This is a genomic window from Flavobacterium sp. (assembly GCF_004295795.1).
Lineage (GTDB): Bacteria > Bacteroidota > Bacteroidia > Flavobacteriales > Flavobacteriaceae > Flavobacterium.
This window is the reverse complement of sequence record NZ_SEBR01000008.1, coordinates 144,107-157,642: the sequence shown is the minus strand read 5'-3', so window position 1 is coordinate 157,642 and position 13,536 is coordinate 144,107. Positions and strand designations below refer to the sequence as shown.

Here is a 13,536-nt window from a genome sequence, read left to right as displayed (position 1 = left end):
TCACATCTGGTAAGAAAGATTTGGAATTACTTCTGAATCGTCACGAAAACTCTTAATAATTCTCGAGCCTCACGTTGTAGTTTTCCAATTGTGACAAGGCTTCAACAGATTTGAAGTCGAAAGTTTCCTCATGATTCCTGTGCGCCTTTTTGTCAGAAATTCTCCTCACTGATTTAAAGAAGCGCCTCAAATCGTGATCGTTGCGCAAAATCAATCCCGGAACGGCGACGTTTTGACCAAATTTATCCTTGGCGACCATCGTGAAATAGGAAGAATTGCAGTGTTTTGTCACGCCGGTCTGAATGTTTTGCGATTCGACCCTGATTCCTATGACCATCGAACTTTTTCCCACATAATTGACCGAAGCCTTCAAGGTAACGAGTTCCCCGATCTCTATCGGATTCAGGAAATCGACCGTATCGACCGAAGCCGTGACGCAGTAATGTCCCGAGAATTTGCTCGCGCAGGCGAACGCGATTTGGTCCATGAGCGAAAGAATGTATCCACCGTGGATTTTTCCCGAAAAGTTGGAATGGCTCGGCAACATGAGTTCCGAGATCGTTATGTGTGAAGCCTTGACTGTCTTGAATTCCATTTATTCCTCTAAAAGTTTGTCCATTTCGGCGTCCGCGCGACGCAATATGTTTTCGGGTAACGCTTTTTTGGCTTTCGCGCCCATTTTCTTGAGCCGTTCGACGCTCGTAATCAAGTTGCCTTTCCCTTCCGAAAGTTTGTTGATCGCATTCTCGTACTCGTCGTTGCTTTCCTTGATGCGCTTTCCGACCTTTTCCAAATCGAGCACCAAACCGACGAATTTGTCGTACAAAGCGCCTGCCTGACGCGCAATTTCGTAAGCGTTTTCCTGTTGTTTCTGGTTTGTCCACATCGAATCGATCGTGCGCAAGGTCGCAAGCAAAGTCGAGGGCGTGACGATGACGATATTTTTTTCGAAAGCGCGGTTGTACAAAGTCGTGTCTTCGTTCAATGCGATCGCGAATGCAGGTTCGATCGGGATGAAAAGCAGCACGAAATCTGGGCTTTCCATCTGATACAGATCGTGATAGTTTTTGTCTCCGAGCTGCTCGACGTGGCGTTTTATTGACGCAACGTGTTCTTTGAGATGTGAAATCCGAAGCGAATCGTCTTCCTCATTGCTAAATTTTTCATAAGCGACAAGCGATACTTTGGAATCGATCACCATTTTTTTTCCGTCGGGCAGATTCACAACGACGTCAGGAAGCACGCGCTGTCCGAACTCATTCATGAAACTTTGCTGCACTTCGTATTCGCGACCTTTTTCGAGACCCGACTTTTCGAGCACGCGTTCCAGCACCAGTTCGCCCCAATTTCCCTGCATTTTGGAATCGCCTTTGAGCGCTTTGGTCAAATTCACCGTCTCGCGGCTCATTTGTTCGTTCATTTCTCGCAAACCCAGAATCTGCTGGCGAAGCGCCGCGTGATAATCAATCGATTCCTTGTGCGTATCCTCGACTTTTTTCTCGAACAACTGGATCTTTTCGTGCAAAGGCGACAAGATGTTCGACAGGTTGGTTTTGTTCTGTTCGGTGAATTTTAGCGACTTCTCGTCCAAAATTTTGTTGGCCAGATTCTCGAATTCCTTGGTGAACTTTTGCTGCAATTGCTCGACCTCGAATTTTTGCTCGCGGTGCTTTTCGTACAGATTGGCGTAATCGGCTTCTCTTTTGGTGAGTTGGATCGCAAACGCCTCTTTTTCCACACGAAGGTTCGCGATTTCCGAAAGATGGCGCTCGATAGTTTTTTCGAGATTGATCCGTTCTGACAGTTGCTGTTTCTGGACGAGTTCCAGTTGCGAATTCGCCGACAGCAATCTTCCGTTCAACGCCGCGGCATCTGTCTTGGCTTTGCCCGAAGCGATCAGTTTTCCGACGAGAAATCCGATGAGAAGCGCCGCGCCACACGCCAGTACGAGTAAGAGATTGGGATTCATTCCGTAAATGTAGGGAAAGTTCGATTTACGCAGGATTTTCGAATTGTCAGATCATCCGCAAATCTGAACTTGCAAATAAAAAATGGTCCGCATTACACAGACCATTCAGGCAAAATCTATGGAGATTTATATTATGACATGCCAAACTGAGAGTCGAATGTTTTGTTTCGGATGCGCTCTCTCGAATAGCTGTTGTAAGAAAATGAGCGTGTTTTCGGACGTCCGATCTTGGCCAGCGGCAAGCTGACGACGATTCCCAAAATCGAGATGAAAATAAGCGTTAGCAACATTCCCATGTAGATCAGGTAGTTTGATTCGGAAGATAATCTGAAATCAACTGTGAAAAAGTAGATGGAAGCAACCAGTGCCAAGGCCGAGATGATAAAGGATACTGATTTCATGACTATTGTTATTTAGGTTATCGATGAGTGAACTTTATGGAGAAACCTTTTTCCTGATTTCCTTGATGCTAAATTACTTTTTCGACCGTTTTGAATTTTTACATAATTTTAAGATAGAGTTACATTATTGACTTTAACATTTCTAATTCGCTGTAAAATAGGTTTTTGAACCTCAAAATTCGAAAATCGTCCATTATTTGGTTTTGAAACGCGATGCTTATATGAGGTTTCGACGACTTTGAACCGAGTTTCGTCGGATCAAATGCGGGTGAGATTAATTTTGAACAACGAACAACGAACAACGAACAACGAACAACGAACGTTGAACAACGAATTGCTTGTCAACCAGAAGTGTCAAACCTGAATCGTCTTCCAACGCCCGCGCCTGAACAAGATAACGCCGGCAATGGTAATGGCGGTTTCCGAGACCGGAATCGCGATAAAAACGCCCGTCGGACCCATTTCAAGAACGATCGACAGAACATAAGCGAGTGGAATCTGCAAAAACCAAAACCCGAAAACGTTGATCCAGGTTGGTGTTTTCGTATCGCCCGAGCCGTTAAAAGCGTTTATCATCACCATTCCGATTCCGTAGAAAATATAGCCGCAAGCCATGATGCGAACCGCTTGTGTCCCGACTTCGCGAACCGCCGGATCGTTGCTGAAAATCCCGGCCAGCCAATGCGCTCCGAACAGCGATAAAAGCATCACGCTTCCCATGTAGATCGCATTGAAACGCGCCGTGACCAAAACCGAACGCTCGGCTCTTTCGACCTGTTTGGCTCCGAGATTCTGTCCCACCAAAGTAGCGGCCGCGCCACTCAATCCCCAAGCCGGAAGCATAAAGAACATCATGAGTCGCAATGAAGTCTGATAACCGGCCGATCCGACATCTCCGCCCGTTGTCGCGACCAAATTCGCAAGGAAAATCCAACTGCAGGAAGCGATCACGAATTGTCCAACCGCGGGAGCCGAGATTTTGAGCAAGGCTTTGATCTGTTTCCAATCGGGAAGGAAATAGTCCAGTTGGGCGACGATCACGTTTTTTCCGTTGAACAGATGGTACAATTGGTAGAGTACGCCAATACTTCTTCCGATGGTTGTCGCTATCGCGGCTCCAATCAGTCCGAAACTCTCAAAACCTTTGAAACCTACCAATAACGGGCAAAGGACAATGTTGACCAAGTTGGCCACGAACAAGCTTTTCATCGCGATCGACGCGTTTCCGGCGCCACGGAAAATGCCGTTGAACAAGAACAGGCAAACGATGATCAGGCTCGAGGCCATCATGATTCTCACGAACGGCGTTCCGTAGATTGCGGCCGCGGGTGACGCGCCCATGATGAGTAAAATGTCAGTTGCGAAAATGAATCCCAAGATACTGATGACAAGGCAAAACACGAAAGCCATTACGACGGCCTGAATTCCGGCTTTGGCGGCGGCCTCGGGGTTTTTCTCGCCGATTCTTCTCGAGACGACGGCGGTTGCCGCCATGCTGATTCCTATGGCAAGCGAATAGATTATCGTCAAGACAGATTCGGTCAATCCGACGGCCTGGATCGCGAAACTGCTGTGTTCCAAATGTCCGACGAAATACAAATCGACCAACGCAAAGACCGATTCCATCGCCATTTCCAACATCATCGGAATGGCCAACAAAATCACCGAAACGCGGATGCTTCCTTTGGTAAGATCAGTGTGCTCGCCTTTTATGGAACGTTTGACGAGCGAGAAAAAAGTTGCTATTTTTTGGGAAGACGTGCTTTGCGACATGATTCGGATATTCGTTTGCCGATTTGTGAAGGAATAGAAATATCGGCGAAACTTTGGGTAAAGTTAAACAAGAGAAGGCAAAATCAAACCTTGTGTTTGCGCAAATTCACGGGGTTAAAAAAGACAAATTTTTCCCAATCGCTTGCCGAAAGCCAGATTTGGGAGTAACTTTAGGAATTCACTAATCCAACCAAACTTATCTGTATGAAAACTACTTTTTGGGAAATAGATCCGGCGCATTCCGAAATACATTTCAAGATCAAACACCTTGTGATTTCTACCGTCACGGGCGCTTTCCGGATTTTTCGCGGACAACTCGAAACCAACGATCAGGAGAATTTCGACAATGCGAAAATCGAGCTCACGATTGACACCTATTCGATTGATACAAACGAAACCGACCGGGACGAACACTTGAAATCGCCGGAGTTTTTCGACGCCGACCAATTCCCGGAAATCAATTTCAAATCGACTTCTTTCCGACACAAAAAGGGAGACGAATACGAACTTTTGGGCGATTTGACGCTTAAAGGCACAACGAAATCAATCGCGCTCCAAGTGCTTTTCGGAGGCGAACTAAAAGATGGTTTTGGCCGATACCGCGCTGGCTTTGAAGTAAGCGGAACAATAAAACGGCACGATTTCGGCATCGTTTATGACGGAATTACGGAAGGCGGCGGACTTGTTTTGGGCGAAGACGTGAAACTCGCCGCTAACATTCAGTTTGTCAAGAAGGAATGATTCGGTGCAGGATTTATTTGTTGATGACAATCGGAATTTTGTTCGTGATTCCAGATGCATTTTCCCAGGTTGCCGACAGTGCACTTAAAGCCGATTCGCTGTATTTTCCTTCGTGCAAAGACGGACAGAAACTTGCCAAAACCGACTTCGGAAACGGAATTTATAAGGTGTATTCTTTCGGATTTACGGTTGAAACCAAAGTTGGCTTTGCAGATTTCTATCGCAAGTACATGATGAAAAAGTACTCGGTTGACTTTTCACATCAGGGTTGCGTGGTTTTCGAGGACAAGAAATGTTATTCTGACGCGATGAAAGATTTGTTGCGAGGTAAATACGGTTCGGACTTTTTTGAGAAGAATTTGCGTGATGCTGAGGTTTTATTTGCCAGACGTTCTAAAGCTAAAAAGTAAGGTTTTGCTTTTTTTTATATTTTGAAACATTAAGAGCGTTAAGAGCATTAAGGTCATTAAGATAGTGAACGTAAATCTTGAAAGAAATAACAATTAAGAAGTTTAAGGACAGTTAAGATTGCATCGAATATTGACTAATCTTAATTTCTTAATGATTCAAAGAACTTTATGCCGAATTCAAAAAGCCTTAATGAACTTAATGTCCTTAATTTTTCAAAGAACTTTATGCTGAATTCAAAAAGCCTTAATGAACTTAATGTCCTTAATGGTTCAAAGAACCTTATGCTGAATTCAAAAAGCCTTAATGAACTTAATTTCCTTAATGGTTCAAAAAACTTTTATATGCGGATTCAAAAAGCCTTAATGAACTTAATGTTAATGTCCTTAATGTTCAAAAAACTTTTATATGCGGATTCAAATAGCCTTAATGAACTTAATGTCCTTAATGGTTCAAAAAATTTTATATGCGGATTCAAAAGGCCTTAATGAACTTAATGTCCTTAATGGTTCAAAAAACTTTTATATGCGGATTCAAAAAGCCTTAATGAACTTAATGTCCTTAATGGTTCAAAAAACTTTTATATGCGGATTCAAAAAGCCTTAATGAACTTAACGTCCTTAATGGTAAAAAAAAACCACCTATTTTGGTTTACTCCTGCGACTAAACTATTTCCTACCCAAATCAGTAATCAACAAAGGATTCCCAACGCGCAACTCCGCAATCAATTTCGCGACCTCGTCCTGAGTACGATTCGCCTTCAAGCGCTCGACTTCATTTGAAGTAATCCCGACGAGCTGCAAAAAAGAAACTTCCCCGTGAGGCGTCTCGATCTTGCCCAACTCCGGATCCTGGGCGAAAACCAATCCCGTGATTTCGGTTTCGGTGTTTAGACGGATTGGGCCATTTGCCGGGATGAAATGGTTTTCTTCGAACCATTTTCCGCTGTCGTACACATATCTCGCCAGATTGTTCATGACCTGAACAGCCCAAAGCGGGTCGGTCTTGTCGTCCTCGAACGGCTTGATCCGCATAGTGAACTCGAATCCCCATTTGCTGAATTCGCCCTCGGCTTTTTCAGGATCGTAATAAAGTTCGCTCATTCCGTAGCTCACGATATGGTGGTGAAATTCCTGTTTTTCGGAGTCGTAAATACTAGCGCCGTCTATCGGATCGGTTCCGCCGGCCACGAAATGCACTCCGCACAACGGGCCGTAATGGCGCGATTCCTTTTCTCCATAAATTTTTTCCAAAGCCGCGTCGATCGCGAGCCAGCCCACGGCGTCGTCTTCCGTGAAGGTTTTTTCGTAAGCGTTTTTATCCATCGGTGTTTTATTAGGTTCAAAGCATTCGATTTGCGTTGCTTCGGGCCTAAATTACTGATTTCGTTTGGCAGAATCGTAATTCTGGTCTTCTTTTCCGTCGATTTTTTCTTTCGACAGATCACTTTTTTTGAGCGAACCCGATTCCTTGTAGTTGCCTTCTGCTTCGGTCGTGGCATCGGCATTTCTCGCACGATCGACCGTTTTTTCATTGCCCGATGCATCGGTTTCCTTTTCCTTGACGTGCTTGGCCGGATTGTAATCTTCGGGAATGTTTTCCCCGCTGAAACCTTCGTTCAGGTCGCCTTTTTTTTGTTGGTTGTTGATTGTTTTGTCGCCCAGGTCTTTGTTGTGTGTCGTGTCCATTTTTTCGTGTGTTTACAGAAATTTACGGCTTAAATTTTGGTCTTGCCCAAGGTTTAACATCGCTTTATCTTTGTCGGATGCATCGCCATTTCCACATCTACAAACCGTTCGGTTATTTGAGCCAGTTCATCTATGAAAAGAAGCGCCACAAGAAATTGCTCGGCGAGCTTTTCGACTTTCCTGTCGGAACGATGGCGATAGGACGTCTGGACGAAGATTCGGAAGGTTTGTTGTTTCTTACGACAGATGGAATGATGTCAGAAATCGTGCGCGGAAAGCACATGGAAAAGGAATATTTCGCCCAAGTGGACGGAATTATCACGCAAGAAGCCGTGAATCTGCTGGAAAAAGGTGTGGAAATCGGAGTGAAAGGAACGCGTTACCTCACAAAAAACTGCCAGGCAAAATTGATTGAGACGCCAAATTTGCCTTTTCGCAAAGTACGCGATGAAAGACACGGCCCGATGAGTTGGGTTTCGATCACGCTCACCGAAGGCAAATTCCGTCAGGTGCGAAAAATGACGGCGGCCGTCGGATTTCCGACTTTGCGGTTGGTTCGCGTACGAATAGGGGAAACGTGGCTCGAAAACCTGCAACCCGGACAAGTCGCGGAAGTTGAAAAATTGGTCTGATCATACTCTCGCCATAAACTCGGCGAAATTGTTCAGGATGGCGTTCGTCGTTTTCTCGAGAGACGGTTTTGCGTCGCGATAATCTTCTTTCAAACGTCCGTCAGGCAGGAAAAAATCAGAGATTTTCAACGTCAGCAAGTTCTTTTGGGCATAGATTTCGGTGACCGAAAACTGTACTTTTATAGTCTGGTTCGTAAAATCGAGACGCATGCGATAGCGAATCCTGTGTTGGAAAACTTCGCCTTTGTTCGTGTAATAGAAAGCGTTCCTTTTGTAAGCGTCGATCGTCATTCCATTGCTTGAAACGTCTGAAATGTCGTAGCCGTACTCGTTTTTTTCGTTGTAGGTCGCAACCCAATTCCGAACCGATTCCATCAGTTTTTCATCGAGAACCTGAGGTCGCGGAATGTTTTGGGAAGCAAATCCCTGAGGCGTCAATTCGAGTTTGATCTGGGCAGAAACCGTTCCGAAGAGGAAAAGCAGAAAAAAGAGGTAGCAGTTTTTCATAAAAGTCGTGTCTTACCCAAATATAGCGAACCCGCACGTGAAAAAATCACAAGACTTTCTCAAAAATCACGAAATACGAACTGCCTTTTGATCTTGTCGAAAACGATGCTTTCATCCGGAAAAAGTTTGTCGAAATGACCGGAATCGATCAGGTTTTGAGGCGAATCCTGTGTGACTTTTCGGTTGTTCATCACAATGATTTCATCCGAAAGCTGGATTGCCATTTCCACGTCGTGGGTTGAAAACAGGATGCATTTTCCGGTTTCCGAACTCAAGGTCTTCAGCAGTTTGAAAAGCGTGGCTTTGTGTTGCAGATCAAGGTGGGTCGTTGGTTCATCGAGCACGATCAAAGGCGTGTCTTGGGCAAGGGCGCGCGCTATGAGCACGTTTTGGAGTTGTCCGTCGGAAATTTGGAAGTGTTTTTTGGCCGAAAGGTGAAAAGTTCGGGTTTGGTGTAGCGCCTCGTTGACTTTGAGGACGTCGTCTGGCGTGAGTTTGCCGATCCAATTCGTGTAAGGTTGGCGTCCGAGCGCGACCAATTCGAAAACCGTCAGATTGCTTGGCGGCAATTTTTCGGTCAGGACCAAAGCCAGTTTTTGGGACAATTCCGATGGCGAAAAATCGGAGACCGATTTGTTCTCAAGAAAAACTTCGCCCGAAATCGGTTTCTGGATTCCCGTCAAGGTGCGCAACAACGTCGATTTCCCGATTCCGTTGGCGCCGATCATCGAAATCAGTTTTCCTTTTTCCAAAGAAATGGAAATGTCCGAAGCGACCACAATCGATTGCTTTTTCGATTGGTAGCCGATGCTGAGATTTTTGGTATGCAGGAATTTGTTTTCCATCAGTCGAAAGCGTTTCGTTTTCGCATCAGCAGCCAAATCACGACTGGCGCGCCAATCAAGGATGTGATCGCGTTAATCGGCAAAGTCACGTCGCTACCCGGAAATTGGCACAAAATGTCGCAAACCAACAAAATGATTGCCCCGAAAAGCAATGTTGCGAAAAACAGGATTTTATGATTGCTCGTGCGGAACAGAAGTTTGGCCATGTGCGGAACGGCGAGTCCGACGAATGCGATCGGTCCGGCGAAGGCAGTGATGCTTCCGGCCAATAAGCTCGTGGCGATTATGATCAGGAATCTCGCTTTTCTGTAATTCAATCCGAGACTTTTGGCGTAATTCTCTCCTAATAAAAGTGCGTCCAAAGACTTGATGCAAAATATCGAGATCAAAAGTCCGACAGAAACGCAAACCGACAAAATCAGTATCGAAAGCCACGATAAATTCCCGAGATTTCCCATCGCCCAAAATGTGTATTTCTGCAATTGTTCGGCAGTTGAAAAATAGGTGAGAATGCTAACGATCGCGCTGGTGAAACTTCCGAACATCAATCCGACGATCAAGATCGCCATCGTGTCGCGCAGTCTTTGGGAAACGGCCAAAACTGCGATCAAAACCGCGAAACTTCCGAGGCAGGACGCGAGAATTATTCCGTATGACGACAACATCCAAACGCTCAGGAATCCCGGAATCAGGCCCGCGCCCATGACGACGAATGCCACGCCAAGACTCGATCCCGAACTCAAGCCCAAGACATAAGGTCCGGCGAGCGGATTCCGGAACAAAGTCTGCATCAGCAAACCCGAAATCGACAAGCCCATTCCTGCCAAAACTGCCGTGATCGCTTTTGGCAACCGGTAATTTACGACGATGTAATCCCAGGTTTCTTTGGACGCTTTTCCTCCGAAGAGACTTTTGACCACGTCTTCAATCGGAATCGAAACCGGTCCGTAGGCCAAATCCAAAATGAACAGGAAAACCGCCGCCAGTGCAAGGATTACAAATAAACTGTTGGTTTTTTGGTTTGACATAGTCGTTTTTAATCGGGACAAGTAAGTTAGTTGAGAAAGGTGGAACTGGCTTGCCCGAATGATTACTAGAATTGAATTTCGTCTATTTTCACTTTTCGATTGACTTGTGTCGGAAGAATTCCCGATCGTGAAATTTGTTCATCCGAAAAAATGCCACCGCCGCCCACCCATCAAATTTATCCGAAACGCGAATAGTCCGGATACAGAAAAAATGTACTTTTTGTTAAAGTTTCATCGGCAGCACCAAATAAAAACCGTTCAAAACGAATCACTTCAATTTCTCAAAAAAGAAAAGCTCGTGCCCAGGCAACAACTCCGGATGCAAAATCTTCACGACATCCTTCAAAACCAAATCAGGTCGGTTCGGCGCAAGCTCGTAATAAATCACGCCGCCGGTTTTTCCCTTCTTTGAACTGAACGAATACACGTTTTTCGCTTGATAAGCCTTGAACTGCCCATAATGCGCATTGGCCGAAGTCATTTCTGCCAAAGAGGTAAACTGTCCCGGACCGATCCAAAATTCCGCGTCTTTTCCCTTATCGAGAACGGCCTCAAAAGGCAACGACAAGCTGCCGGTGCCTTTCGAATCTGACCAAAGATAAGTTCCGCCGGCTTGGGCGATCAAGGCCGCGCCCCAACTGTTTCCTTCGGGCAAAAACCATTTGTTTTCCCACATCGCCCCGGCGAGAACAGTCGGTTTTGATTTGGCCGATTTTACGAGTTCCAACGTCGAATTGTAGGCTTTTTCAATGTCCGAAAAGATTTTGTCGGCTTTGGATTCGACTCCGTAAAGCGTTCCGAAAAGCTTGATCCATTCGGCTTTTCCAAGTGAAGTCTGTTCGTTCCAATCGCCGTTTAGCAAAACTTTGAGGCCGCTTTTTTGCAAATTGTCCAATGTTGGGTTGTTGTTGTCGATACCGTATCCGATGATGATATCCGGATTCAGGTCGATGATAACTTCCGTATTCAAACTTTGGTTTTGCCCGAGCTCCCGGATTTTTTTTGCGTCGATCAACGCGCGCACTTTTTCGGACGAAATGTAATCGAGATTCGGAAATCCGACCAAAGAATTTTCGACGCCAAGCATTTCCAAAGACGGAATATGCGTCGTGGAAGTTGCGATAATCGTTTTCACGGGAACGTTCACTTGTGTGAATTTCGCAAGACTGTCGGGTATTTTCGCGCCGTTTTCCCTCAAGATATAAGTGTAGTCCTTGTTGGCGTTCGGCCACGGGTTGTTCACTTTCACGACCGAATAATCGCCATAATCGAAGATGGAAAGTCCTTTTGCGTACTTGATCGAATTATGGACGGCAATAGTTTTGTTTTCAGTGCTTTCGGATTTTTTGCATCCGATGGAAACGAGTCCGAAAACGAACAGCAGGAAAGAAAAACGAAGGGTTTTCATCTGGAAAAATTGGTTCGCGCAAAGATAAACGGAAACGAATCGGAACACCGATTTTTTTTTCAACCCGATTTTGAAATGGTTTTTTGGCCTACATTTGCACGCGAATTCAGGTTGCAACAATTTTGCATGAAAAGGGAATCGGATTCAAATTCCGAGCTGTTCCCGCAACTGTAAGCTAAAAGACTGTCGTTATCCAAGCTGCCACTGCGAAATCGGGAAGGCCAAACGACAAGGACGCGAGCCAGGAGACCTGCCTGATTTCAAAAATAACGAATCTTCGGGAAAAAGATTTCGGCTTTTATGACAGCGAAAAAACTCCTTTGTTTCGTCTTTTTGGTTTTGTGTCCGATGGTTTGGGCGCAACAGGATTCCATTGCGTTGAAGGACGTCGTAGTGGGCGATGCGCAGTTCCGGAAATTCTCCGATTCGCAAAACGTGCTTTCGCTGAACGATTCGGTTTTGAGGCGCAACAATTCGTCGCTGACCACGCTTTTGCAATTCAATTCTCCCGTTTATTTCAAGGAAAACGGACTCGGATCGGGCGTCGCGTCGGCTTCGTTTCGAGGCACGACGGCACAACAGACAGCGGTTGTCTGGAACGGCATCAACATCAATTCGCAAGTGAACGGACAGACCGATTTCAACACGGTAGCGGTTTCGGGTTACGATGCGATTTCGGTGCGATCGGGCGGCGGAAGCGTGATCTACGGAAGTTCGGCAATAGGCGGAAGCGTGCATTTATCGAACGAACCGACTTTCGGCAACCATTTCAAAAATTCGATCGACGCGTCTTACGGCAGTTTCAACACGCAGCGCTATCGCTACAAAGCTGATTTCGGGTCGGACAAACTTGGCGTGAACGTGATCGCTTTCCACAATCGGTCGCAGAACAACTACGATTTCCCGAATTCGACGCGCCACAACCTCAATGGCGAATATTACAATTCCGGGATAAACATCGCATCGGCTTGTAAAATTTCGACCCGGAATTTTCTCAAGTATTTTGGCGAAGTTTACGATGGCCAGCGGCATTTTCCGCTTTTGACGCCAAGCGATACGAAGACGAAATACCGCGATTTCAATGCGAGGAATCTCGTCGAATGGACAAATCTCGGAGCCAACTATGTGTCGCGGATGAAAGCGGCCTATTTGCACGAGAATTACCAGTATTTCGAGAATCTGGTTTCGGATGCGTCCGGATTCGCTACTGTGGAAACGGTAATCGGGAAGTACGATTTCGCCTATAATTTCAGTTCCGATATCTATCTCAACGCGATCGTCGATTACACATCGGCGAACGGACGCGGAAGCGATATCGCGAACCACCAAAGAAATATCGGATCAGGCACGGTTTTGTTCAAGCAGAAAATCAGTCCGAAAGTCAATTACGAACTTGGCATCCGACAGGAAATCACCGAAAATTACGACAGTCCGCTTTTGTATTCGGGCGGCATCAAATACAAGCCATTTTCGTTTTATTCGGTCAGATTCAACGGATCGCGCAACTTCCGAATCCCGACTTTCAACGATTTATACTGGGCAGATGGCGGAAATCCCGATCTCAAACCGGAAGCGTCATATCAAGCCGAAATCGGGAACGACTTCCAGTTTTCGAACGCGAAGTTTTCGGTTACCGGTTATTACATGAAAATCCGCGACATGATCCAGTGGTTGCCCGGAACAAGCGCGAGTTGGAATCCGGTTAACGTGAACCGCGTCGAATCTTACGGGATCGAGGCTCTGGCCGAAGCGAAAAAAGCGTTCGGACGACACGAATTCGCCTTGAACGCGACTTATGCTTACACGATCTCGGAAAACGAAAAAACCGGAAAACAACTTATTTACGTTCCGTACCACAAAGCGACTGCCGCGCTTGCTTACAATTACCGAAAGTTTTCGGCAAACGTCCAAAGTCTTTTCAACGGGGAAGTTTTTACTAGAAGCGACAACAATTCGCGTTACAATCTCGATGCTTACGCCGTCGTGAATGCGGGAATCGGCTATGATTTTGGGCGCACGAACGTTTACCGTATCGGATTCCAGGTCAACAACACACTCGATTCCGAATACCAAACGATGGAACGCAGGCCTAATCCCGGCCGCAATTATTTCGTAACACTAACACTACATATATAA

14 protein-coding genes and 1 riboswitch are annotated in these 13,536 nt (G+C 45.8%); of the genes, 4 read left to right on the top strand and 10 right to left on the bottom strand.

Going from position 1 to position 13,536, the window contains the following annotated elements:
• Window positions 1-52: 52 nt before the first annotated feature.
• The 4 genes from EOO49_RS09130 to EOO49_RS09115 form a co-directional block, all read right to left on the bottom strand.
• Window positions 53-595 (bottom strand): acyl-CoA thioesterase, encoded by a 543-nt coding sequence (locus EOO49_RS09130; protein WP_290844881.1) that lies wholly within the window; start codon window positions 593-595, stop codon window positions 53-55.
• A complete protein-coding gene (gene rmuC, locus EOO49_RS09125) occupies window positions 596-1,969 on the bottom strand; it encodes a DNA recombination protein RmuC (RefSeq protein WP_290844879.1) in 1,374 nt (457 codons plus the stop codon).
• 131 nt (window positions 1,970-2,100) lie between these two features.
• Entirely contained in the window at window positions 2,101-2,370 is a 270-nt protein-coding gene (locus tag EOO49_RS09120) for a hypothetical protein (RefSeq protein ID WP_290844877.1), read from the bottom strand.
• A gap of 354 nt (window positions 2,371-2,724) precedes the next feature.
• A complete protein-coding gene (locus EOO49_RS09115) occupies window positions 2,725-4,143 on the bottom strand; it encodes an MATE family efflux transporter (RefSeq protein WP_290844875.1) in 1,419 nt (472 codons plus the stop codon).
• Between the two features lie 204 nt (window positions 4,144-4,347).
• Between EOO49_RS09115 and EOO49_RS09110 the strand changes: the two genes are divergently transcribed.
• A complete protein-coding gene (locus EOO49_RS09110; RefSeq protein WP_290844874.1) occupies window positions 4,348-4,884 on the top strand; it encodes a YceI family protein in 537 nt (178 codons plus the stop codon).
• A gap of 23 nt (window positions 4,885-4,907) precedes the next feature.
• Window positions 4,908-5,294, top strand: a complete 387-nt coding sequence (locus tag EOO49_RS09105) for a hypothetical protein (protein WP_290844872.1) — start codon at window positions 4,908-4,910, stop codon at window positions 5,292-5,294.
• A 666-nt stretch (window positions 5,295-5,960) separates the two neighbouring features.
• On the opposite strand, the gene EOO49_RS09100 is transcribed toward EOO49_RS09105, so the two are convergent.
• Both EOO49_RS09100 and EOO49_RS09095 read right to left on the bottom strand, forming a co-directional pair.
• Window positions 5,961-6,617: a suppressor of fused domain protein gene (locus EOO49_RS09100; protein ID WP_290844870.1), complete on the bottom strand. Its 657-nt coding sequence runs from the start codon at window positions 6,615-6,617 to the stop codon at window positions 5,961-5,963.
• A 51-nt stretch (window positions 6,618-6,668) separates the two neighbouring features.
• A complete protein-coding gene (locus EOO49_RS09095) occupies window positions 6,669-6,980 on the bottom strand; it encodes a hypothetical protein (protein WP_290844869.1) in 312 nt (103 codons plus the stop codon).
• A 77-nt stretch (window positions 6,981-7,057) separates the two neighbouring features.
• On the opposite strand from EOO49_RS09095, the gene EOO49_RS09090 reads away from it, so the two are divergent.
• Window positions 7,058-7,612, top strand: coding sequence for a pseudouridine synthase (locus tag EOO49_RS09090; RefSeq protein WP_290844867.1), 555 nt, complete (start codon window positions 7,058-7,060; stop codon window positions 7,610-7,612).
• On the opposite strand, the gene EOO49_RS09085 is transcribed toward EOO49_RS09090, so the two are convergent.
• The 4 genes from EOO49_RS09085 to EOO49_RS09070 all read right to left on the bottom strand — a co-directional run bounded on the left by EOO49_RS09085 (window position 7,613) and on the right by EOO49_RS09070 (window position 11,400).
• A complete protein-coding gene (locus EOO49_RS09085) occupies window positions 7,613-8,119 on the bottom strand; it encodes a hypothetical protein (RefSeq protein WP_290844865.1) in 507 nt (168 codons plus the stop codon).
• 59 nt (window positions 8,120-8,178) lie between these two features.
• The gene (locus EOO49_RS09080) at window positions 8,179-8,964 is read right to left on the bottom strand and encodes an ABC transporter ATP-binding protein (RefSeq protein ID WP_290844863.1); all 786 of its coding nucleotides are present in this window, start codon (window positions 8,962-8,964) and stop codon (window positions 8,179-8,181) included.
• Window positions 8,964-9,992 carry an iron ABC transporter permease gene (locus tag EOO49_RS09075; protein ID WP_290844861.1) on the bottom strand — a complete coding sequence of 343 codons (1,029 nt, stop codon included), beginning with the start codon at window positions 9,990-9,992 and terminating at the stop codon, window positions 8,964-8,966. The genes EOO49_RS09080 and EOO49_RS09075 overlap by 1 nt, the downstream gene beginning before the upstream one ends.
• Window positions 9,993-10,260: 268 nt before the next feature.
• Entirely contained in the window at window positions 10,261-11,400 is a 1,140-nt protein-coding gene (locus EOO49_RS09070) for an ABC transporter substrate-binding protein (protein ID WP_290844859.1), read from the bottom strand.
• A gap of 91 nt (window positions 11,401-11,491) precedes the next feature.
• Window positions 11,492-11,673: riboswitch (cobalamin riboswitch) on the top strand.
• Between the two features lie 27 nt (window positions 11,674-11,700).
• Here EOO49_RS09070 and EOO49_RS09065 point away from each other — a divergent pair.
• Window positions 11,701-13,536 carry a TonB-dependent siderophore receptor gene (locus tag EOO49_RS09065; protein WP_290844857.1) on the top strand — a complete coding sequence of 612 codons (1,836 nt, stop codon included), beginning with the start codon at window positions 11,701-11,703 and terminating at the stop codon, window positions 13,534-13,536.

What these genes read in the sequence shown, in the direction of transcription:
- EOO49_RS09130 (WP_290844881.1), bottom strand. Translation starts at nt 595, where the DNA reads ATGGAATTCAAGACAGTCAAGGCTTCACACATAACGATCTCGGAACTC.
- rmuC (WP_290844879.1), bottom strand. Translation starts at nt 1,969, where the DNA reads ATGAATCCCAATCTCTTACTCGTACTGGCGTGTGGCGCGGCGCTTCTC.
- EOO49_RS09120 (WP_290844877.1), bottom strand. Translation starts at nt 2,370, where the DNA reads ATGAAATCAGTATCCTTTATCATCTCGGCCTTGGCACTGGTTGCTTCC.
- EOO49_RS09115 (WP_290844875.1), bottom strand. Translation starts at nt 4,143, where the DNA reads ATGTCGCAAAGCACGTCTTCCCAAAAAATAGCAACTTTTTTCTCGCTC.
- EOO49_RS09110 (WP_290844874.1), top strand. Translation starts at nt 4,348, where the DNA reads ATGAAAACTACTTTTTGGGAAATAGATCCGGCGCATTCCGAAATACAT.
- EOO49_RS09105 (WP_290844872.1), top strand. Translation starts at nt 4,908, where the DNA reads ATGACAATCGGAATTTTGTTCGTGATTCCAGATGCATTTTCCCAGGTT.
- EOO49_RS09100 (WP_290844870.1), bottom strand. Translation starts at nt 6,617, where the DNA reads ATGGATAAAAACGCTTACGAAAAAACCTTCACGGAAGACGACGCCGTG.
- EOO49_RS09095 (WP_290844869.1), bottom strand. Translation starts at nt 6,980, where the DNA reads ATGGACACGACACACAACAAAGACCTGGGCGACAAAACAATCAACAAC.
- EOO49_RS09090 (WP_290844867.1), top strand. Translation starts at nt 7,058, where the DNA reads ATGCATCGCCATTTCCACATCTACAAACCGTTCGGTTATTTGAGCCAG.
- EOO49_RS09085 (WP_290844865.1), bottom strand. Translation starts at nt 8,119, where the DNA reads ATGAAAAACTGCTACCTCTTTTTTCTGCTTTTCCTCTTCGGAACGGTT.
- EOO49_RS09080 (WP_290844863.1), bottom strand. Translation starts at nt 8,964, where the DNA reads ATGGAAAACAAATTCCTGCATACCAAAAATCTCAGCATCGGCTACCAA.
- EOO49_RS09075 (WP_290844861.1), bottom strand. Translation starts at nt 9,992, where the DNA reads ATGTCAAACCAAAAAACCAACAGTTTATTTGTAATCCTTGCACTGGCG.
- EOO49_RS09070 (WP_290844859.1), bottom strand. Translation starts at nt 11,400, where the DNA reads ATGAAAACCCTTCGTTTTTCTTTCCTGCTGTTCGTTTTCGGACTCGTT.
- EOO49_RS09065 (WP_290844857.1), top strand. Translation starts at nt 11,701, where the DNA reads ATGACAGCGAAAAAACTCCTTTGTTTCGTCTTTTTGGTTTTGTGTCCG.